Origin of the sequence: Catellatospora sp. NPDC049609, assembly GCF_040675365.1 — a bacterium.
GTDB lineage: Bacteria > Actinomycetota > Actinomycetes > Mycobacteriales > Micromonosporaceae > Catellatospora.
Genome location: NZ_JBFAOU010000046.1, coordinates 30878 through 49246, shown reverse-complemented (window position 1 = coordinate 49246; position 18369 = coordinate 30878). Strand labels below are relative to the sequence as shown.

Sequence of the window (18369 nt, the reverse complement as noted above, 5' to 3'; positions counted from 1 at the left end):
GCGACCGCCGTCGCCATCGACGACCTGCTGCGCGAGGGCACCACCACGGGTGAGTTTGCGCGGCCAAGATACGCCCATGTGCCAGGCAAGTCGGACGATCATCGGGCGGGGTCCTTACGTAAGTCAGGTATGGTGACCGGCTTTCGTGGGGTGTGGGCTCGGTGAGCGCGAGCGATCGTGGACAGGCCGGTGGCGGTGCGGCCGCCGGCCGGAGCAAGCCCGACGGCACGCCGGCGCAACGGCTGCGCAGCAGGCGCTCGCGACGCAGGTCCCCTCGGCGGCGGCGCCGGGATGCCACGTCTGCTGCGGGCGACAACCCAGAAGTTGTCGCGACAACTTTTGGGTTGTCGCCCGAACTCCGGTTGTATGCGCGCGCCGCGTGCGTTGTCGGGCCGGCCAGGCGTCACGGTGAGCCGAGCACGGCCAGGGGTAGGCCGCGGCCCGCCGTGATCAGGTGCTCCGCCTGCGCCGGGGACGAGGCGCGGGCGGAGCACCGCCCCGTCCCCGGCGTCGCGGGCCGGTCAGTCGCGGCCCGCGATCGTGCTGCGGCGTTCGAGCATCAGCACGTCGCGCCACCGGCCGTCGCGGCGGCCGATCCGCTCGCGGGTGCCGACGACGCGGAAGCCGCAGCGGCGGTGCAGCGCGACGCTGCCCGTGTTCTCCGGGAACACTCCCGACTGCAGCGTCCACACCCCGGCCGCCTCGGTCGAGGCGATCAGCGCGTTCATCAGCGCCAGGCCCACCCCGCGCCCGCGCGCGGCGGGGGAGACGTACACCCCGTGCTCGACGACGCCGGCGTACACCGGGCGGGCCGACACCGCGGTGACGGCGACCCAGCCGAGCACCGTGTCCCCGTCGACGGCGACCAGGCGGTGCGCGGGCAGCCGGGACGCGTCGAACGCCGCCCACGTGGGCGCGGCCGTCTCGAACGACGCGTCGCCGGTGTCGATTCCGGCCTGGAAGATGGCCAGTACGGCGTCCGCGTCGGCCTCGGTCATCGGTCTGATCTCCACCACGCGGGTGATCCTAGGAAGCCCGCCGCTGTCCCCACGGACGCGCCTGCCCTTACTCTTGACATGTGGACCGCCGCGACCGCCGCAGCGCCGCGCCCCCGACGGCGCGGCCGGGCCGCCGTGCGCTCGTCGCACCCGACCTGAGCGCGCTGCACGGGCCGACCTCCGGCGTTGCCGTGCTGCCGCACCGCCTGTTCTGGCAGGCCGACCGGCGCGTCGACCTCGACAACCCGCACCTGCTGCGCTGGACGTACGAGACGGTGCTGCGCGAGGCCGGCACGCTGGAGGAGCTGCGCACCTGGCTCGACGGCCCGACGCTGGTCCGGCTGTGGCCGGAGCTGTTCCTGCCGCGCGGGCTGCGCCACGCGTGGGAGGAGCGGCACCCGGTGCTGCGCGCTTCGCTGCCCGTCGGATGACCGTCGAGGAGCTGCAGGCCGACGTCGCCCGGATCGCGCTCGGCGTGGCGCAGTCGCACGGGTTCGCCCTCGGCGGCGGGCACGCCCTGAACCTGTACGGCATCGTGCACCGCGGCACCGAGGACGTCGACCTGTTCACCGACGTGGACGGCGGCGTGCGCGCCGCGGGCGAGCTCGTGGTGCGGGCGCTGCGCGAGGCCGGGCTGGATGTCACCGTGTACGGCGACGACCTGGGCGAGGTGTTCGGCGGGTTCGACGACGAGCTGGTCGAGTTCCAGATCACGCGGGGCGCGGCCGTGATGCGGCTGACCCTGGCCCGGTTCGACCGCAACCGCGGCACGGTCATCATGGACGTGGGTCCGGTGCTGCACGTCGAGGACGTCCTCGGCGGCAAGGTCGCCGCGCTGGCCAACCGGGCCGAGCCGCGCGACTACGTCGACGTGGCCGGGGCGCTGCGCCGCTACAGCCGCGCGCAGCTGCTCGAACTGGGCCGCCGGGCCGATCCGGCGCTGGACGACGACGACTTCGCCGCCGCGATGGCCCGCCTGGACCGGCTCGACGACATCGTCTGGCGGCAGCTGTACGGCCTGAGCCCGCAGGGCTGCGCCGCGGTCCGCCGCGCTTTCGCGGACTGGCCCCGGCCGGTCCGCTGAGACCCTCGTTCTCCGCGGTGAACATGTACGGATACCCGGCCGCGTGGGCCGGGCATCCGCGTCCCCTCCGCGGAACGGGCGCCTGGTCAGCGCAGGGAGTCCGTGGCTCGCAAGCGGGCCACCAGCTGCTCGAGCGCCGCCAGCTCCTGCTTGAGCGCCGCGCCGCCCTGCCGGGTCAGTTTCAGCCAGGTGCAGGGCTTGCGCCCCTCGTACCCCTTGCGGATCTCGACCAGCTGCGCCTCCTCGAGGACCCGCAGGTGGCGGCTGAGGTTGCCGTCGCTGAGCTGGAGCTGGTCGCGCAGCGTGGTGAACGCGCACTCGGCGGTCTCGGCCAGCACGGTCAGGATGCCCAGCCGGATGCGCTGGTGGACGGTCTCGTCCAGGGCCAGCACCGGGTGCGCCGGCTCGTCACTCATCGCAGACCACCACGGGTGCGTACGGCCCGCACGACCGCGAACACCAGCAGCGGCAGCGCCATCAGGATCAGCGTCGGGCCGGGCCGGTTGAGCCCGAACAGGGTCAGCGAACCACCCAGCGCGGGACCTTGGAACCCGCCCAGGATCCAGGTCAGCCAGCCGGGGAGCTCGCCGAGACCTTGCGAGCTCTGCCAGTAGGTGATGACGCCGACCCAGGCCCCGGCGAAGACCAGTGCCCTGCTGCGTTCCACCCAGCCGAGCGCGATGATCGCCAGCGCGATCGGCATCAGCGGCGTGAGCAGCCCCCAGCGCAGCTCCTGCAGCAGCGTCACCTGCTCGACAGCGATGATCATGTCCGGGTCGGGGGCGGGCCGGTCCTGCGGCATGGCGGCGATGACGGCCAGCGCGGCCAGCGCGCCGAGCGCGGTGATCGCGAACCAGCGCCACGGCACGCGGATGCCGACCCGGCGGGCGCGCCAGCGGTACCAGGCTCCGATCAGGGCGATGGTCGCCGGTGTGCCGAGGAACCAGAACAGGTACGAGGCGGTCGCGCTGCGCTGGGCCACCGGCAGGCCCGCCCACAGGTGCAGGTCGTCGGAGTGGACGTAGGTCTGCGCGAACGGCACGCGATAGAGCGCGATGCTGGCCAGCAGCAGCGCGGCGAGCATCGCGACGGGGAACCAGGCCCCCGCGTGCGCCCGGTCGCGGGCCTGCTCGCGCAGGCGGCGTACCTCGTCGAGCATCGCGCCGGGATCGGCGGTGGTCGCTGGTGTCGTCATCGGATCGGCTCCCCTCGTGTCGTGGCAACTTTGTATCGCAAAGTACACGCTGTCGGCAAGTGCGTGGCGGCGGGGAAATGCGGGCGACCCGGGGCGGGGCGGGCGGTAGCCTGCGCGGCGTGACCGATGATCTGTTGAGCCGGCTGGAAGCCTTCTACGACGCCGTCCCGCGCGACCGGGCAGCCGTCGAGCGGCACGGCACCCTCGAGCTGTTCCTGAGCCAGGGCACGCCGTACCCGTTCTACGCCCGGCCCGTGCTCGGCGGCCCCACCCCGACCGCGGCCGACCTGGACGCCGTCCGCGCCCGCCAGCGCGAGCTGGGCGTGCCGGAGGCGTTCGAGTGGGTCGACCAGACCACACCCGGCCTGCTGCCGATCGCCGAGGCCGCGGGCCTGGCCGTGCTGCGCGCGCCGCTGCTCGTGCTCGACCCGGCCCGGCTGGCCGACCCCGGCGACACCGCCCGGATCGTCACCGCCGACGCGCCGGACGCGGCCAGGCTCCTCGCGGAGATCGCGGCCGTGGCACAGGTCGGGTTCGGCGCCCCGGGCACGGCCACCGGCGAGGCCGGGCCGGCCGAACGCGACGCCGCCATCAAGGCCTCCTCGGCGGACGAGCACCTCGCGCGGCAGCTCGCCGACATCGCCGGCGGCGTGCGGGCGTACGCGTACGCCGAAGCGGCGGGCCAGGGCGTCGTGGCGAGCGGGGTCTACCAGCGCGCGGGCGACGTCGCCGAGATCGCGGGCGTGGCCACGCTGCCCTCGGCCCGCAGGCAGGGCCTGGCCGGCGCGGTCACCGCGCTGCTCGCCCGGCACGCGCTGGAGCACGGCGTACGCACCGTGTTCATGGCGGCCGCCTCCGAGGACGTGGCCCGTGTGTACCAGCGCCAGGGCTTCGACCGCGTGGCCACCGCCTGCATCGCCGAACCCGCGGCCTGAACCCGGCAAGGGCGCCTTCCTGCACGCGGAGCGTCAGGAAGGTGCCCTTGCCCGCCTCAGATCGGCTCGACGCCGGCGGGCAGGCGGGACCAGGCCGACTCCTCGTGCACGTAGGCCAGCAGGACCTCGCGCAGGGCGCGGGCGGCGTGGGTCGGGGTGACGTCGCGGCGGTGTGCCAGGGCGATGGTGCGCTGGACGCCGGGCGGGGCCAGCGGGGTGGCGCGCAGGCGGGGGCGGCCGGACAGGACCAGTGACGGGACCAGCGCGACGCCCAGGCCCGCCTCGACGAAGCCGAGCACGGCGTCCATCTCGCCGCCCTCGATCGCGAAGGTCGGGGTGAACCCGGCGCGGCGGCACGCGTCCAGGGTGGTGTCGCGCAGGTCGTAGCCGGGGCGGAACATGACCAGCGGCTGGCCGTCCAGCTCGGACAGGCTCAGCTCGGCGGCCTCCGTGGGCGCGGGCAGGGTCGCGGCGGAGGCGACGACGAGGCTCTCGCGCAGGATCGGCTCGGCCCGCAGCGCCGGGTCGGTGCCCTGCTCGGGCAGCACGATCAGGGCCAGGTCAAGCCCGCCGCGGGCCATCTTGCCGACCAGGTCCTGCGAGCCGCCCTCCTCCAGCAGCAGCCGCACGCCCGGGTATCCCTCCTGGTAGCGGCGCAGCACCGGGGCCACGAGGCTGGTGCACAGGCTGGGCGTGGCGCCCAGGCGCAGCCGGCCGCGGCGTACGCCGATCAGCTCCTGGACCTCCAGGCGGGCGGTCTCGACGTCGGCGAGGATGCGCCGGGCGCGGGGCAGCAGCGCCTCCCCGGCGGGGGTGAGCATGATGTTGCCGCGCGAGCGGGTGAACAGCGGCGCGCCCAGCTCGGTCTCCAGCACGTGGATCTGCTTGCTCAGCGACGGCTGGGTCACCCCGGCCTGCTCGGCGGCCTGGGTGAAGTGCCGCGTCTCGGCCACCGCGACGAAGTACTTGAGCTGCTGCAGCTGCACGTCGATAGCCTATCGCCATCACTTCGTCGCCGGCGATGCCCGCCGCTGCGGTGCTCCCGCGCCGGCCACGCCAGGATCGATGCTCGGGTCAGCCGGCAGGACAGCGTGACCCGAGCATCGATCATGAGCCGTATGGCAGGGGAGTACCCGCTCAGCCGGTGACGCAGAACTCGTTGCCCTCGGGGTCGGCCATGGTGGTCCAGGTGTGCGGGCCCTGGCGTCCCTCGTGCAGGAAGGTCGCGCCGCGCGTGACCAGCCCGGCGACGACCGTCGAGATGTCCTGCTCGCCGGTGCGCACGTCCAGGTGCATGCGGTTCTTGACCCGCTTGGGCTCGGGCACCTGCTGGAACAGCAGCCGCGGGGCGCGTTCGAGCCCGTCGGGGTGGCGGATCGCCTGGCCCTGTTTCCAGACCAGCGTGCCGTTGTGGACGGTGGTGTCGCTGTCGGCGGCGTGGCCCTCGGCGACCATGCGGCGGATGAACTCCTCGTCGGAGGGCTCCACCTGCCAGCCGAGCGTCTCGGCCCACCAGTCGGCGAGCTTGTGCGGGTCGGCGCAGTCCAGCACCACCTGGAACTCGTAAGCCATCGTCGTCATCCTCGATTCCGGTAGAGGTCGCGCAGCAGCAGGATCTCGGCCGCGTGATGGATCGCCTCGCGGCTGATGTGGAGCACGAGCGCGGCCATCGGGTACTGGGCGAACGGGCCCTCGGCGGGGCCGCATGGGCGGGCCAGGCCGTCGGCGTCCAGCTTGCGTATGCCCGCGACCCAGCCGTCGTACGCGTCGTCGAGCTGCCGCAGCGCCCGCGCGGCGGTGCCGGCGTACCCGAACGTGTCGTAGTCGCAGGGCGGACCGCCGAAGTGGCTCGCGGTGCGCGCGCCGAACACCCCGACGATCAGGTGCGCCATGCGCCAGGCGATCGTGGTGACCGGCGGCGGGCTGGGCTCCGGGTACGCGTAGTCGATCACGTACTCGCCCGTGCCCGCGGCGGACGCGTCGGCCCCGGCGCGGGGGCGCACGCTCCAGCAGCCGGCGACCGGCTCCCACCGGTACTCGTCGTCGGTCAGGCCATCGAGGTGGGGGCGGACGTGCTCGCGCCAGTGCCAGTCCAGCTGGTCGGCCAGTTGGGTGGTCCAGTCGATGCTCATGCCCGCCACGCTAGCCCCCATTGCGGACAGTTCCGGTCCGCAATCGCTGTCACACTCGACGGCATGCTCGACACGTCGGCGCGCCTGCTGCGGTTGCTGTCCCTGCTGCCGGCCCGGCCCGCCTGGACCGGCCCGGAGCTCGCCGAGCGGCTCGACGTCACCATCCGTACGCTGCGCCGCGACGTGGCCCGGCTGCGCGAGCTCGGCTACCCGGTGCTGGCCACGCCCGGGGTCGCGGGCGGCTACCGGATGGCCGCCGGGTCGACGCTGCCGCCGCTGCTGCTGGAGGACGACGAGGCCGTGGCGGTGGTGCTGAGCCTGCGCACGGCGGCCGCCCACGGCGTGGCCGCGACGGCCGAGACCGCGGTCAGCGCGCTGGCCAAGCTCGAGCGGATCCTGCCCGCGCGGCTGCGCCACCGGGCGGCGGCGCTGCGGCAGGCCACCGTGCCGCTGCCCGGCGCGGCGCCGGCCGCCGACCCGGACGTGCTGACCGTGATCGCCGAGGCGTGCCAGGCCCAGCACCGGCTCACCTTCGGCTACCGCGACCGCGACGGCACGGCCACCCGCCGGCGCGTCGAGCCGCACCGGCTAGTGCACACCGGCCGCCGCTGGTATCTGGTGGCCCGCGACACCGACCGCGACGCCTGGCGCACGTTCCGGGCCGACCGGATCGACGGCCCGCGCTCGGACGGGGTCCGGTTCACCCCCGCCGACCCGCCGGACGCGGCGGCGTTCGTCGCGGACGCGGTCACCACCGCGCCCTACCCGGTGCGGGCCCGGGTGCGGGTGCACGCCCCGGCCGAGGTGGTGGCCCCGAGCGTGCCGCCCGCGACCGGCGTGGTCGAGGCGCTGGACGCCGCGAGCTGCCTGCTGGTGACCGGCGCGTACGCGCCGGGGCAGATCGCGCTGCACCTGGCGCTGCTCGGCCACGACTTCACCGTCCTGGAGCCCGCCGAGCTCGTCGACGAGCTCGCGACCCTGGCCGCCCGGCTGGCGGCCGCGCACGCGTCCTCGGTCCGGGGCCGCCCCGACGCACCGTCCGGCGGGCTTTGATCATGACAGTGGTACTGTTCGATGCCCGTTACCTGCGGGTTTCGCGGGCAGTGAGTTTTACCACGCCCTGAGTGATGTGTCACAGGTCAACCGGTGGCCGCGCGCACGCCGCCGCTGGCCGCGTGCGGTTTTCAGCGCGGGTTCAGGTCTTCAGGTGGTTTCCAGATAGTCTCCGGCTATCGACTGGGCGGCAGCCATGCATTGGACGCCTGATCCACTTCGCCCTAGCCTCCGTGACGTGGCAGTAGCGAATCAGACCCTCTCCCGACCTGGACTTTTCCGATCCACGGTCGGCCAAAAGGTCATCATGGCGATCTCCGGGGCAGCCCTCGTGCTGTTCCTGCTCGCCCACATGATCGGCAATCTCAAGATCTTCTTCGGCGCCGAGGCGTTCGACCACTACGCGCACTGGCTGCGCGAGATCGGTGCTCCGGCACTGCCGCACTCCGGCTTCCTGTGGATCCAGCGCATCGGCCTGCTGGCCGCGCTGATCCTGCACATCTGGTCGGCCGCCGTGCTGACCATCCGCGCCCGCAAGGCCCGCCCGGTCAAGTACGCCCACCGCAAGCCGGTACAGGGCAGCTACGCCGCGCGCACCATGCGCTGGGGCGGGGTGATCGTCTTCCTGTTCGTGGTCTACCACATCCTGGACCTGACCACCCGGCACCTGAACCCGGTCGCCGACCCCACCAAGGCCAACGCGGCCGTGGTGGCCGACTTCGCGCCCGACCGCTGGTACGTCACCGCCTTCTACACCCTCGCCGTGGTCACCCTCGGGTTCCACCTGCGCCACGGCATCTGGAGCGCGCTGCAGACCCTCGGCGTCAGCAACGCGCGCCGCGAGCGCGCCCTCAAGGGTGTCGCGTTCGCCGTCGCCTTCGTGATCTGCGCGGGCTTCCTCGCCGTTCCGTTCGCCGTACTCACAGGGTTGGTGAAATGACCATGACGGACTACTACACCCTCGGCGACCCGGTCGCCGACACCAAAGCGCCCGACGGCCCGATCGAGACCCGCTGGGAGCGCCGCCGCTTCGGCGCCAAGCTGGTCAACCCGGCCAACAAGCGCAAGCTCTCGGTGATCGTGGTCGGCACCGGCCTGGCCGGCGGCTCCGCCGCGGCGACCCTGGGCGAGCTGGGCTACCAGGTCAAGTCGTACTGCTACCAGGACTCCCCGCGCCGCGCGCACTCCATCGCGGCGCAGGGCGGCATCAACGCCGCCAAGAACTACCGCAACGACGGCGACTCGGTGCACCGGCTGTTCTACGACACCGTCAAGGGCGGCGACTTCCGCAGCCGCGAGTCGAACGTGCACCGCCTGGCGCAGATCTCCGTGCAGATCATCGACCAGTGCGTGGCGCAGGGCGTGCCGTTCGCCCGCGAGTACGGCGGCCTGCTCGACACCCGCTCCTTCGGCGGCGCGCAGGTGTCGCGCACCTTCTACGCCCGGGGCCAAACGGGCCAGCAGCTGCTGCTCGGCGCGTACCAGGCGCTGGAGCGGCAGATCGCGGCCGGCACCGTGCAGATGCACGACCGGCACGAGATGCTCGAGCTGATCGTCGTCGACGGCCGGGCCCGCGGCATCGTGGTGCGCGACCTGGTCACCGGCGAGATCACCACCGAGTTCGCCGACGCGGTCGTGCTGGCCTCCGGCGGCTACGGCAACGTGTTCTTCCTGTCCACCAACGCCAAGGGCTGCAACGTCACCGCTTCGTGGCGGGCGCACCGCAAGGGCGCGCTGTTCGCCAACCCGTGCTACACGCAGATCCACCCGACGTGTATCCCGGTCTCCGGCGACCACCAGTCCAAGCTGACCCTGATGTCGGAGTCGCTGCGCAACGACGGCCGGGTGTGGGTGCCCAAGGCCAAGGGCGACACCCGGACCCCGGCCGACATCCCCGAGGACGAGCGCGACTACTACCTGGAGCGCATCTACCCGGCGTTCGGCAACCTGGTGCCGCGCGACATCGCCTCGCGCGCCGCGAAGAACGTCTGCGACGAGGGCCGCGGCGTCGGCCCCGGCGGGCTGGGCGTCTACCTGGACTTCGCCGCCGCGATCGGCCGGCTGGGCCGCGACGCGGTCGAGGCCAAGTACGGCAACCTGTTCGAGATGTACCAGCGCATCACCGGCGAGGACCCGTACACCACGCCGATGCGCATCTACCCGGCCGTGCACTACACGATGGGCGGGCTGTGGGTCGACTACGACCTGCAGTCGACCATCCCGGGCCTGTTCGTGATCGGCGAGGCGAACTTCTCCGACCACGGCGCCAACCGCCTGGGCGCGTCGGCGCTGATGCAGGGCCTGGCCGACGGCTACTTCGTGCTGCCCAACACCATCGGCGACTACCTGGCCGCGGGCCCGTTCCCGAAGCTGGACGCCGACAACGCCGAGGTCGCGCAGGCGCGCAAGCAGGTCGAGGACCGCATCGCCAAGCTGCTGTCGATCGACGGTGACCGCACCGTGGACTCCTTCCACCGCGAGCTGGGCCGCATCATGTGGGAGTACTGCGGCATGGAGCGCACCGACGCGGGCCTGCGCAAGGCGATCAGCGAGATCCGCGAGCTGAAGGCCGAGTTCTGGCAGCGGGCCAAGGTGCCCGGCGACGGCGAGGGCCTCAACCAGTCGCTGGAGCGGGCCGGCCGGGTGGCCGACTTCTTCGAGCTGGCCGAGCTGATGTGCATCGACGCGCTGCACCGCGAGGAGTCGTGCGGCGGCCACTTCCGGGCCGAGAGCCAGACCGAGGAGGGCGAGGCGCAGCGCGACGACGAGCGCTTCAGCTACGTCGCGGCCTGGGAGTTCGGCGGCGACCTGCCCGTCCTCCACAAGGAGGACCTGACCTTCGAGTACGTACACCCGAGCCAGCGGAGCTACAAGTGACCGAGAAGCTGATGAGCCTGAAGCTGCGCATCTGGCGGCAGGCCGACGCCCAGGACAAGGGCGCCATGGTCACCTACCAGCTGCAGAACGTCTCCCCGGACATGTCGTTCCTGGAGATGCTCGACGTGCTCAACGAGCGGCTGACGCTGGACGGCGAGGACCCGGTCGCGTTCGACCACGACTGCCGCGAGGGCATCTGCGGCATGTGCAGCCTGGTCATCAACGGTGTGCCGCACGGCCCGGAGAAGGCGACCACCACCTGCCAGCTGCACATGCGGCACTTCTCCGACGGCGAGACGATCGACATCGAGCCGTGGCGGGCCGCCGCGTTCCCGGTCGTGAAGGACCTGGTCGTGGACCGCCGGGCGTTCGACAAGATCATCCAGGCGGGCGGGTTCATCTCCGCGCCGACCGGCTCCGCGCCCGACGCGCACGCCACGCCGGTGCCCAAGGCCGACGCGGACGCCGCGTTCGAGGCAGCGACCTGCATCGGCTGCGGCGCGTGCGTCGCGGCGTGCCCGAACGGCTCGGGCATGCTGTTCACCGCCGCGAAGATCACGCACCTGGGCCTGATGCCGCAGGGCCAGCCCGAGCGCGACACCCGCGTCATCGACATGCTGCACGCGCACGACGAGGCGGGCTTCGGCGGCTGCACCAACACCGGCGAGTGCACCTCGGTGTGCCCGAAGGGCATCCCGCTGGAGACCATCTCCCGGCTCAACAAGGACTACCGCAGAGCACTGCGCGCGGCGTCCTGACGTCACGCGGCCCGCCTGTTTCGGCCCAGACCGAAACAGGCGGGCCGTCGGCGTATCCGGCCCCGGCGGGTCAGCGCGGGCGACGGAAGTTGGCTACCGTGTGCGGCGTTCGTTCCCTGTCGACCCGGAAGGGCGGGTATGAGCCGGCCACGCATGTCACCGATCGCGGCCATCCTGACCGCCGTGCTCACGGTCCTGCTCGCCGTCGGGCTGTGCCTGCTCGCCCGCGAGCTGCTCGGCGGCCTGAGCGACCTCGGCGGCGAGCTCCCGGCGAGCCGGCGCCGGGCGGGATAGGCCCGGCCGGGCTCAGCGCACGGCCGGCCACACCGCCCAGCCGAGCAGGCCGAGCAGCAGCAGCCCGCCCGCGCGGCGGGTGTGCAGGAACGCGATCGGCGCCCACCACAGCGGCCACACCGGGTTCTGCGCGGGCGGCTCGGCCGGCACCGGCTGGTCGAACGCCCGCAGCACCTTCACCAGCATCGGCACCGCGAGCAGCACCAGCAGCGCGGGCCACGGCAGCGCGCGCACGGCCACCAGCGCGCCCACCCCGACGTAGAACGCGACCATCATGGCCTGGGTGAGGCGCTTGGCGGCGCGCTCGCCGAGCAGCACCGGCAGCGTCCTGGTGCCCGCCGGGCCGTCGTAGGGCAGCTTGTCGATGTGCTTGGCCATCAGCACGGTGGTGGGCAGCAGCGCGTACACCGTCGCGGCGGCGGCCACCTGCCACGGCAGCGTGCCGGTGCCCGCGTAGTACACCCCGCCGACCATCAGCGGGCCCCAGGTCAGCAGCACGTCCAGCTCGCCCAGGCCGATCTTCTTCAGCCGCAGCGGCGGCGCGGTGTACGCCCAGGACAGCAGCAGCCCGGCCAGCGCGAACGCGACGATCCACCAGCCCTGCCGGATCACCAGGGTGACCATAATGGCCAGGTCGACCACCTGGCAGAGCAGGATGCCGGTGACCAGCTGCCGCTTGGTGACCAGCCCGGCGAGGATCGGGTGCGGGGCGTACAGCGCCCGCGGGTAGTCGGCGGTGTCGTTGCCGACCTGCGTGTCGGCCAGGTCGTTCATCAGGTTGTTGGCCAGGTGCGCCACGACGATGCCGGCCACGGCCAGGGTCACGTTCAGCCAGTCGACGGCCGTGTCGGCGATCGCGGCCAGCAGCACGGCCAGCAGGCCCGAGGTCAGCGTCATCGGCAGCACCCCGGCCCGGGTCACCACCAGCCAGCGGGTGACCGGGTCCACCACGCCCTGCTCCGGCGGGTTGGTGGTGAGGAACGCGTACCGCCACGCGGCCAGCCGTGCCCGCAGCGTGAGCGACGTTTCAGCTGTCACGGCCGGACTGTACCGCCGCCCGCCGACACCGGCAGGCGGTCAGAGCATGTTGGGCACCAGCAGCTCGGCCAGCCAGCCGGGCACGGCGTCACCCCACTTGGCCAGCTCCTGCGCGTCGGCGTCGGCCAGGGAGCGCTGCCAGGACAGCGCCCGGCTCACCTTCGCGACCTGGATCGCGGGTTCGATCTCGGCGGCGAGCTCGGCGCGGGTGCCGTGGCCGGTCCACGGTTCGAGGTACGCGTCGCGCAGCCGCGCCAGCACCGGGTCGCCGGCCTTGAGTCCGTAGCGGTCGGCGGCCACCCGCAGCGCGACGAGCAGCACCGCGAACGGGTGCGCCACCGACGCGTCGCCCCAGTCGAAGAACCGGTACCCGTCGCCTACCAGCACGTTGCCGTCGTGCAGGTCGTCGTGCTGCACCGACACCGGAACACCGCTCGCCGCGACCCGCGCGCACAGCCGCTCGTACTCCGGCTGATAGGCCCGCAGCCGTGCCAGGTCGTCGCCGAGCGCGGCCGCGACCTGCTCGTCGTCGAGCAGCGCGGCGAAGTGGCCGGGCAGCAGCGGCGCGCTCATGTCGGGCACGCCGAGGGCGACCATGTCCGCGGCGTACGGTGCGAGGTCGCGCTGCAGCTCGGCGTGGCGGGCCAGCAGCTCCTCCCAGTGGCCGGGGTCGTCGGGCGCGACCTCGCGCAGGGTCTGCCCGCCGTCGGGCAGCAGCGACCAGCCACGCCCGGCGTCGATCGCGATCGGTTCCAGGACCCGTCCCGGCGCCCACCTGGCGAGCGCGTCGAGCAGGCGCGCCTCGTACGTCGAGCAGCGGCCGTTGGCCTTGAACCACACCGTGCCGTCGCCGACCGGGACCTTCGCCAGCACCGACCAGGGCCGCACCCGGGTCTGCTCGACCGGCCCGGTCGGGCGCAGGCCGGCGCCGCCGAGGGTGTCGTCTATCCAGGCCAGGGCCTGCGACCAGGCGGGTACCACGATGGAGTCCATGCCGGGCAGGCTACCGGCCGCCCGGCGGGCGGCGTCCACGGGTTTTCGGCTCAGACCGCCACGATGAGCAGCGCCGACACGAGCAGGGCGAGCAGGTGCAGGGCCTGGTCGGCGGCGTACATGCCGCACACCGGGGTGGTCAGCTCGGCGAAGCGGGGCGAGCCGGTGGCACGCAGGATCGCCCGCACCGGCCAGCGCCGGTCCAGGATCGCGTGCGTGGCGGCGGAGAACGCCAGGCCCGCCGCGATGCCCCAGGGCGACAGCGGCAGCCCGAGCAGCGCGGTCGTGGCGACCAGCAGCACGGCCACGGTCACGTGGTAGCCGGCCAGGTGCCCGGCCATCGCCTTCCAGCCGCCGGGGCCCGGCGCGGACTTGCCCTCCGCCTGGCGGTCGGTCTGGGCGACGTGGTCGCCGAGCTGGTGCCCGACGTACAGCACGATCAGCACGACGGCGAACGTCGCCGCGCGTGCCACCACCAGCGGATCGGGTACCGAGGACATGGCATCCATCGTTGCTCGTGAACGGCTGCTCTGCTGCGATACAGCCGACACTTTCGATGTGTCCTCCACTACGGGGTGAGGGCGGAATGTGGCCTGGTTCGCATCCGGCGCGATCGGTAGGGTGTCCGGTCGGCCCGCACCACCGACCACGGGGAGCTCACTCATGCACTACGCGGCACTGGTCCGTCCCGCCCTCGACCGCGTCTACAGCGCGATGCGCGCGGCCGCGCGCGAGCACACCGGCCGCGTGGTCGAGCAGACGGGCCTGCGTCCCGGCCTGAACATCAGTTTCTACTTCGGCCTGCTGGCCCGGCCGATGCCCGCCGCGGCGTTCGCGGCCGTCACCGCGTACGGCGCCGGCGACATGAGCGACGAGCTGGCGCAGGGCATCATGGCCGTCGACGAGCAGGGCACGTGGTCGCTGACCGGCAAGGGGCGCGAGTTCACCCTCGCGCTGCAGCAGGCGGTCGCCGACGGCGCGCAGGAGCACTGGGGCCGCACCACCATCGCGACGATGCCGGGCCTGGCCGCGCTGCCGCGGCTGGCGGAGCTGCTCGCCGTGCTGCTGGAGGCGGGCCGGGCGAGCGGCGGTCCGGCGTTCGCGGCGGCCGCGCCGGTGTTCGAGCCCGCCGGCGCGTCGTACGCGCTGCGGGTCAGCACCCGGATGGGTGCGCTGCGCCACCACCGCGGCGACGCGCACCGGGCCGCGTGGGCCGCGGCCGGGCTGACCCTGGAGCAGCTGCGCGCGCTGCCCGCCGACGATCCGGTGCGGGTCGCGGTGGAGGAGGACACCAACCGCCGCGACGCCCCGGTCTACGACGCGCTGACCGAGGCGCAGCGCTGGGAGTTCCTCGCCCTGCTGGCAGCCCTGCCCGGCTGACGGGGCCTGGCGGGCCCGTTTTGCCATAGACATTGGCCTATCTGGGTGACTTCGATCATCGAAAAGTCATCCAGATAGGCCAACGTCTATAAAAAAGGGGGAGTGGTGGGGCGGGTCAGACGCCAAGGGACTCCAGGACGGTGGCCGCGGGCAGGCCGGCCAGCACCTTGCCCGGGACGATGATCTTCCCGCGGCGGTTGCCGGAGCCGATGACGACCCACGGCGTGTCCGCGACGGCCGCGTCGACCAGCACCGGCCAGCCGTCGGGCAGCCCGATCGGGGTGATGCCGCCGTACTGCATCCCGGTCAGCGACACCGCCTCGTCCATCGGCGCGAACGACGCCTTGCGCGCCCCGAGGTGCTTGCGGACCAGGCCGTTGACGTCGGCGCGGGTGCTGGCCAGCACCATGCACGCGGCGTGGGTCACGTCCTGGCCGCGCTTGGCGGCGACGATCACGCAGTTGGCCGACAGCTCGGGTGCGACCGCGTACGCCTCGCCGAAGTTGCCGGTGTCGGCCAGCTCCGGATCGGTGTCGACGACGAGCACCGAGGTGACCGGCTCGGCGCCGGTCCAGCCGGCCAGGGCCTTGACCACCGGCGCGGCGACGAGATCGGCGCGGTCCACGGCGGGCCAGGCCGCCTCGAAGTTCCCGATCGGTGCAGCAGACATGCGCCCGATGCTACCCACGGTCACGGTAGGCTCGGCGCTCAGATGGACGGCTGCCTGTTCTGTGAGATCGTCGCCGGGGACCGCCCGGCGCACCTGGTGCATGCCGACGACACGGTCGTGGCGTTCCTGGACGTGCGGCCGGTGTTCCCCGGGCACACCCTGGTCGTCCCGCGCGCCCACGTGCCGACCCTGCACGAGCTGCCCGCGGCCGACGTCGGCGGATACTTCCAGCACGTGCAGCGCATCGCCGGGGCGGTCGAGTCGGCGATGGCCGCGCAGGGCACGTTCGTGGCGCTGAACAACACGATCAGCCAGAGCGTGCCGCACCTGCACACCCACGTGGTGCCGCGGCGCAAGGGCGACGGGCTGCGCGGCTTCTTCTGGCCCCGCACCAAGTACGCCGACGACGCCCACGCCCGCGAGCACGCCGAGGCGATCGCCGCCGCGCTCGCCGCTGCCTGATCACACAGCGGGGCGGTCGCGACTTGGGCCGGCGGCGGGTGGGCCGCCGGCCCTGCGAGCGGTTACGGGGTGGCCGTGGCGACCTGGATCGCGTTCAGCCGCGCCTCCAGGATGCCCTCGCCGCGGCAGACCAGCTCGACGCTGCCGTCCAGGCCGACCGTGGCCAGGCCGGATACCGCGGTGGACTCGATGTAGCTGGTGTCCGGCTCGGTGTTGGGCACGCTGACCTGCTGGGCGACCTCCGCGACGTCGGTGTCGCCGACCTCGACGTCGCAGGAGAAGGTCGGGTTGGCGCCGTTCAGGCTGGCCGTCATCGAAGCCGTCACCAGGTAGCGGCCCTCGGGCAGCGGCAGGGTGACGATCGTCGCGTCGTCGACCGTCATCGTCGCGTCGTCGTCGGCCTGGAACGCCTGCGGCAGGCTGCCGGTCCCGGGCGGGCCCTGCGGACCCTCGGGGCCTGCCGGGCCCTGCGGCCCTGCCGGGCCGGCGGGACCCTGCGGGCCGCGCGCGCCCTTGATGTTCCAGGTCAGCGGTTGTTCGTTCTTGTCGCACCCCTTGCCGGCGCGCGGCAGGCTCGGGATGCGTACGTCGCCGGTCTTCTTGTCGACGCAGGCCTTGACGACGGCGGCCGCTTCGGGCTCGGCCTGGGCGAAGCCGCCGAGGGCGAGCAGGGTCGCGGCGGCCAGGCCGGCCACGCCGAGGACGCGTTGCGCCCGGCGTCGGGTGAACGTCTTCACGGGTCTCCTCGATGAGAACAGAAGATCCTCCTGGTGGAAGATCAAACCCGTTCTATCGGAAAACGAAGCAAATGGAGCGTGCCGCGCCGACGGATAGTGACTTTGCGAACACACTCCGTTGTGGGTGGGCGGTCAGCGCGCCGACTGGAACACGGCGGTGGTGGTGGCCAGGAAGTAAACCAGCAGCAGCACCGCAGCGAGCATCGCCGCGCGGGTAGCCAGCAGCCACCCGGTGCGGGCCGCCTTCACCGCCGCCCTGGCCTTCGGCACGGCCGCCACAGCGCCCCGGTAGCCGGCCCGCGCCTGCTGCATCTTCAGCCACCGGCGGCCGACCAGGACCCCGAGCAGCACACCGATAATGCCGATCATCAACGCATCCCCGGACATGCACGTAACCTAATCCGTCGATCGACCCCTGGGGATGGCTCATTCATCCACATCGGGCATCGGCTGGTTCACCCGCGAGGAGATCCTCACCCGCGGCGTGCGCGAGACGTTCCTGCCCGCGGACCTGGCCGATCTGGTCGCGGCCGCGCTCGCCGACTGCCCGTTGACGATGCTGAGCCACAGCGGCGTCAGCGCCCGGGCGTGCACCACCGCCTCGACGTAGTCACGGGCCTGCGGCGAGTCCCCGGGGATCGACAGGGCACCCAGGTACGCCCCGGCGCGGTCGAGCTCGGCGAGGTTCTCCAGCACCTGGACGTGGTTGACGCCGTGGTGGGCGTCGGCGCCGAACCCCAGGCAGGTGACCAGCCGCACCGGCACGTCCAGCCCCCGCGACGGAGGCCAGGCTGGCCATGTCCTCCTCCGGGGTGCCCAGGCCCGTCTCGTCGCCGCGCATCAGGATGTCCGTGCCGCCGTCGACCAGCACCACCGCGTCGGCCCGCAGCCGCTCCACGAGCACCCGGTACGCCTGCCGCAGCGGCTGCACGCCGGTCTTCGGGAACGCGTACACCGTCGCGGGCAGCCCCCGCAGGTGCAGCCACTGCGCCAGGGTCCGCTCCGGGAAGTAGTCGTCCAGGCCCTTGGTGTCCGGGCCGATCGCGGCCAGGTCCGGCGCGAGCCACACGTCGAGATCCAACGCGGTCAGGTCCGCGAACGACAGGTTCGCCAGGTGCACCTGCACGCCGTCGGCGCGCAGTTGCAACGCCAGCGGCAGACCCGCGTACACGTCGAACCCGCCGCCCGCCCCCGCGATCAGCACCCGCTCGCAGCCCGACAGCGCCTCGAACAGGCCCGGCTGCCGCAGCGACGGCATCAGACCGGGTCGCTGGGAAAGAACCGGCCGGCCAGCGTCAGATACTCGTTGGAGTCGAGAAAGCGGCCCAGCACGAACCCGGACGCGGGCGTGAACGCCCGGCCCGACAGCGCCTCCTCACCGGCCACGAACTCGGCCAGCACGCCTTCGGACGGCACGATGTCGTGGTTCCAGGCCGGGGTCGCCACGGCGAAGCAGTACACGTCGACGCGGGTGCCGGGCAGGAAGCCGTGCCAGAACAGCTCCGGCTCGCCGTCGACCGGCAGGCCGGTCTGCTCGGAGATGTGCCGCTTGGCCGCGCCGACCGGCGTCTCGCCCGGCCGGATCGCGCCCCCGGGCAGGCTCCACCGGTTGGCCCGCACCGCCGACTGCTCGTCACGCATGCGCAGCAGCACGGCACCGGTGCGGCCCACCAGAGCGGTCAGCGCGATACGGGTGGTCATGGGGCGAGCGTACTTCGCGCCGTCACCCCCGCGCTGTCCCCGGCGGCCGTCATACGGGCGGC

General features: G+C 73.1%; 25 protein-coding genes. 11 read left to right on the top strand and 14 right to left on the bottom strand.

Annotated features, from left to right (window positions below; all coding sequences use genetic code 11):
* Window positions 1-521: 521 nt before the first annotated feature.
* Complete coding sequence (locus tag AB0J67_RS15755) at window positions 522-998, bottom strand: N-acetyltransferase family protein (RefSeq protein WP_363482247.1); 477 nt, start codon at window positions 996-998, stop codon at window positions 522-524.
* Window positions 999-1078: 80 nt separating this feature from the next.
* Here AB0J67_RS15755 and AB0J67_RS15750 point away from each other — a divergent pair, with 80 nt between their 5' ends.
* The gene (locus tag AB0J67_RS15750; RefSeq protein ID WP_363482236.1) at window positions 1079-1429 is read left to right on the top strand and encodes a hypothetical protein; all 351 of its coding nucleotides are present in this window, start codon (window positions 1079-1081) and stop codon (window positions 1427-1429) included.
* Window positions 1426-2082, top strand: a complete 657-nt coding sequence (locus AB0J67_RS15745; protein WP_363482233.1) for a nucleotidyl transferase AbiEii/AbiGii toxin family protein — start codon at window positions 1426-1428, stop codon at window positions 2080-2082. Before AB0J67_RS15750 ends, AB0J67_RS15745 begins: the two co-directional genes overlap by 4 nt.
* An 86-nt stretch (window positions 2083-2168) precedes the next feature.
* Here the strand turns inward: AB0J67_RS15745 and AB0J67_RS15740 are convergent, their stop codons facing one another.
* Complete coding sequence (locus tag AB0J67_RS15740; protein WP_363482230.1) at window positions 2169-2498, bottom strand: transcriptional regulator; 330 nt, start codon at window positions 2496-2498, stop codon at window positions 2169-2171.
* Window positions 2495-3277 (bottom strand): hypothetical protein, encoded by a 783-nt coding sequence (locus AB0J67_RS15735; protein WP_363482227.1) that lies wholly within the window; start codon window positions 3275-3277, stop codon window positions 2495-2497. Before AB0J67_RS15735 ends, AB0J67_RS15740 begins: the two co-directional genes overlap by 4 nt.
* 119 nt (window positions 3278-3396) lie before the next feature.
* Here AB0J67_RS15735 and AB0J67_RS15730 point away from each other — a divergent pair, with 119 nt between their 5' ends.
* Window positions 3397-4212 carry a GNAT family N-acetyltransferase gene (locus tag AB0J67_RS15730; protein WP_363482224.1) on the top strand — a complete coding sequence of 272 codons (816 nt, stop codon included), beginning with the start codon at window positions 3397-3399 and terminating at the stop codon, window positions 4210-4212.
* Between the two features lie 56 nt (window positions 4213-4268).
* Here AB0J67_RS15730 and AB0J67_RS15725 read toward each other — a convergent pair whose 3' ends face one another.
* From AB0J67_RS15725 to AB0J67_RS15715, 3 genes are all read right to left on the bottom strand, one after another.
* Window positions 4269-5204, bottom strand: coding sequence for a LysR substrate-binding domain-containing protein (locus tag AB0J67_RS15725; RefSeq protein WP_363482244.1), 936 nt, complete (start codon window positions 5202-5204; stop codon window positions 4269-4271).
* Window positions 5205-5349: 145 nt separating this feature from the next.
* Window positions 5350-5784: a VOC family protein gene (locus AB0J67_RS15720; RefSeq protein WP_363482221.1), complete on the bottom strand. Its 435-nt coding sequence runs from the start codon at window positions 5782-5784 to the stop codon at window positions 5350-5352.
* 5 nt (window positions 5785-5789) lie between these two features.
* Window positions 5790-6344, bottom strand: coding sequence for a DinB family protein (locus AB0J67_RS15715; RefSeq protein ID WP_363482218.1), 555 nt, complete (start codon window positions 6342-6344; stop codon window positions 5790-5792).
* Window positions 6345-6407: 63 nt separating this feature from the next.
* Here AB0J67_RS15715 and AB0J67_RS15710 point away from each other — a divergent pair, with 63 nt between their 5' ends.
* The 5 genes from AB0J67_RS15710 to AB0J67_RS15690 all read left to right on the top strand — a co-directional run bounded on the left by AB0J67_RS15710 (window position 6408) and on the right by AB0J67_RS15690 (window position 11326).
* On the top strand, window positions 6408-7397 hold the full coding sequence (locus AB0J67_RS15710) for a YafY family protein (protein WP_363482215.1): 990 nt from the start codon (window positions 6408-6410) through the stop codon (window positions 7395-7397).
* A 238-nt stretch (window positions 7398-7635) separates the two neighbouring features.
* A complete protein-coding gene (locus AB0J67_RS15705; RefSeq protein ID WP_363482213.1) occupies window positions 7636-8337 on the top strand; it encodes a succinate dehydrogenase cytochrome b subunit in 702 nt (233 codons plus the stop codon).
* Window positions 8334-10274 carry a fumarate reductase/succinate dehydrogenase flavoprotein subunit gene (locus tag AB0J67_RS15700; protein WP_363482210.1) on the top strand — a complete coding sequence of 647 codons (1941 nt, stop codon included), beginning with the start codon at window positions 8334-8336 and terminating at the stop codon, window positions 10272-10274. Before AB0J67_RS15705 ends, AB0J67_RS15700 begins: the two co-directional genes overlap by 4 nt.
* Window positions 10275-10285: 11 nt before the next feature.
* The gene (locus AB0J67_RS15695; RefSeq protein WP_363482241.1) at window positions 10286-11032 is read left to right on the top strand and encodes a succinate dehydrogenase/fumarate reductase iron-sulfur subunit; all 747 of its coding nucleotides are present in this window, start codon (window positions 10286-10288) and stop codon (window positions 11030-11032) included.
* Window positions 11033-11185: 153 nt separating this feature from the next.
* On the top strand, window positions 11186-11326 hold the full coding sequence (locus tag AB0J67_RS15690) for a hypothetical protein (RefSeq protein ID WP_363482208.1): 141 nt from the start codon (window positions 11186-11188) through the stop codon (window positions 11324-11326).
* Between the two features lie 12 nt (window positions 11327-11338).
* Here the strand turns inward: AB0J67_RS15690 and AB0J67_RS15685 are convergent, their stop codons facing one another.
* Genes AB0J67_RS15685 through AB0J67_RS15675 form a run of 3 tightly spaced genes read right to left on the bottom strand, consistent with a single transcriptional unit; the run spans window position 11339 to window position 13857 of the window.
* Window positions 11339-12364 (bottom strand): prenyltransferase, encoded by a 1026-nt coding sequence (locus AB0J67_RS15685; protein WP_363482205.1) that lies wholly within the window; start codon window positions 12362-12364, stop codon window positions 11339-11341.
* Window positions 12365-12403: 39 nt separating this feature from the next.
* Window positions 12404-13357 (bottom strand): aminoglycoside phosphotransferase family protein, encoded by a 954-nt coding sequence (locus AB0J67_RS15680; RefSeq protein WP_363482203.1) that lies wholly within the window; start codon window positions 13355-13357, stop codon window positions 12404-12406.
* A 50-nt stretch (window positions 13358-13407) separates the two neighbouring features.
* Window positions 13408-13857, bottom strand: coding sequence for a DUF3307 domain-containing protein (locus AB0J67_RS15675; RefSeq protein ID WP_363482200.1), 450 nt, complete (start codon window positions 13855-13857; stop codon window positions 13408-13410).
* A gap of 163 nt (window positions 13858-14020) precedes the next feature.
* Here AB0J67_RS15675 and AB0J67_RS15670 point away from each other — a divergent pair, with 163 nt between their 5' ends.
* Window positions 14021-14737, top strand: coding sequence for a hypothetical protein (locus AB0J67_RS15670; RefSeq protein ID WP_363482197.1), 717 nt, complete (start codon window positions 14021-14023; stop codon window positions 14735-14737).
* A gap of 115 nt (window positions 14738-14852) precedes the next feature.
* Here AB0J67_RS15670 and AB0J67_RS15665 read toward each other — a convergent pair whose 3' ends face one another.
* Complete coding sequence (locus AB0J67_RS15665; protein WP_363482195.1) at window positions 14853-15407, bottom strand: YbaK/EbsC family protein; 555 nt, start codon at window positions 15405-15407, stop codon at window positions 14853-14855.
* A gap of 42 nt (window positions 15408-15449) precedes the next feature.
* Between AB0J67_RS15665 and AB0J67_RS15660 the strand changes: the two genes are divergently transcribed.
* Window positions 15450-15869: an HIT family protein gene (locus AB0J67_RS15660; RefSeq protein WP_363482192.1), complete on the top strand. Its 420-nt coding sequence runs from the start codon at window positions 15450-15452 to the stop codon at window positions 15867-15869.
* A 62-nt stretch (window positions 15870-15931) separates the two neighbouring features.
* Here the strand turns inward: AB0J67_RS15660 and AB0J67_RS15655 are convergent, their stop codons facing one another.
* Complete coding sequence (locus AB0J67_RS15655) at window positions 15932-16606, bottom strand: hypothetical protein (protein WP_363482189.1); 675 nt, start codon at window positions 16604-16606, stop codon at window positions 15932-15934.
* Window positions 16607-16738: 132 nt separating this feature from the next.
* Entirely contained in the window at window positions 16739-16993 is a 255-nt protein-coding gene (locus AB0J67_RS15650) for a hypothetical protein (RefSeq protein ID WP_363482186.1), read from the bottom strand.
* A gap of 34 nt (window positions 16994-17027) precedes the next feature.
* Here AB0J67_RS15650 and AB0J67_RS15645 point away from each other — a divergent pair, with 34 nt between their 5' ends.
* On the top strand, window positions 17028-17216 hold the full coding sequence (locus AB0J67_RS15645; protein ID WP_363482184.1) for a hypothetical protein: 189 nt from the start codon (window positions 17028-17030) through the stop codon (window positions 17214-17216).
* On the opposite strand, the gene AB0J67_RS15640 is transcribed toward AB0J67_RS15645, so the two are convergent.
* Window positions 17217-17864, bottom strand: coding sequence for a DUF1152 domain-containing protein (locus AB0J67_RS15640; RefSeq protein WP_363482182.1), 648 nt, complete (start codon window positions 17862-17864; stop codon window positions 17217-17219).
* Window positions 17864-18307: an NUDIX domain-containing protein gene (locus tag AB0J67_RS15635; RefSeq protein WP_363482180.1), complete on the bottom strand. Its 444-nt coding sequence runs from the start codon at window positions 18305-18307 to the stop codon at window positions 17864-17866. Before AB0J67_RS15635 ends, AB0J67_RS15640 begins: the two co-directional genes overlap by 1 nt.
* Window positions 18308-18369 lie beyond the last annotated feature (62 nt).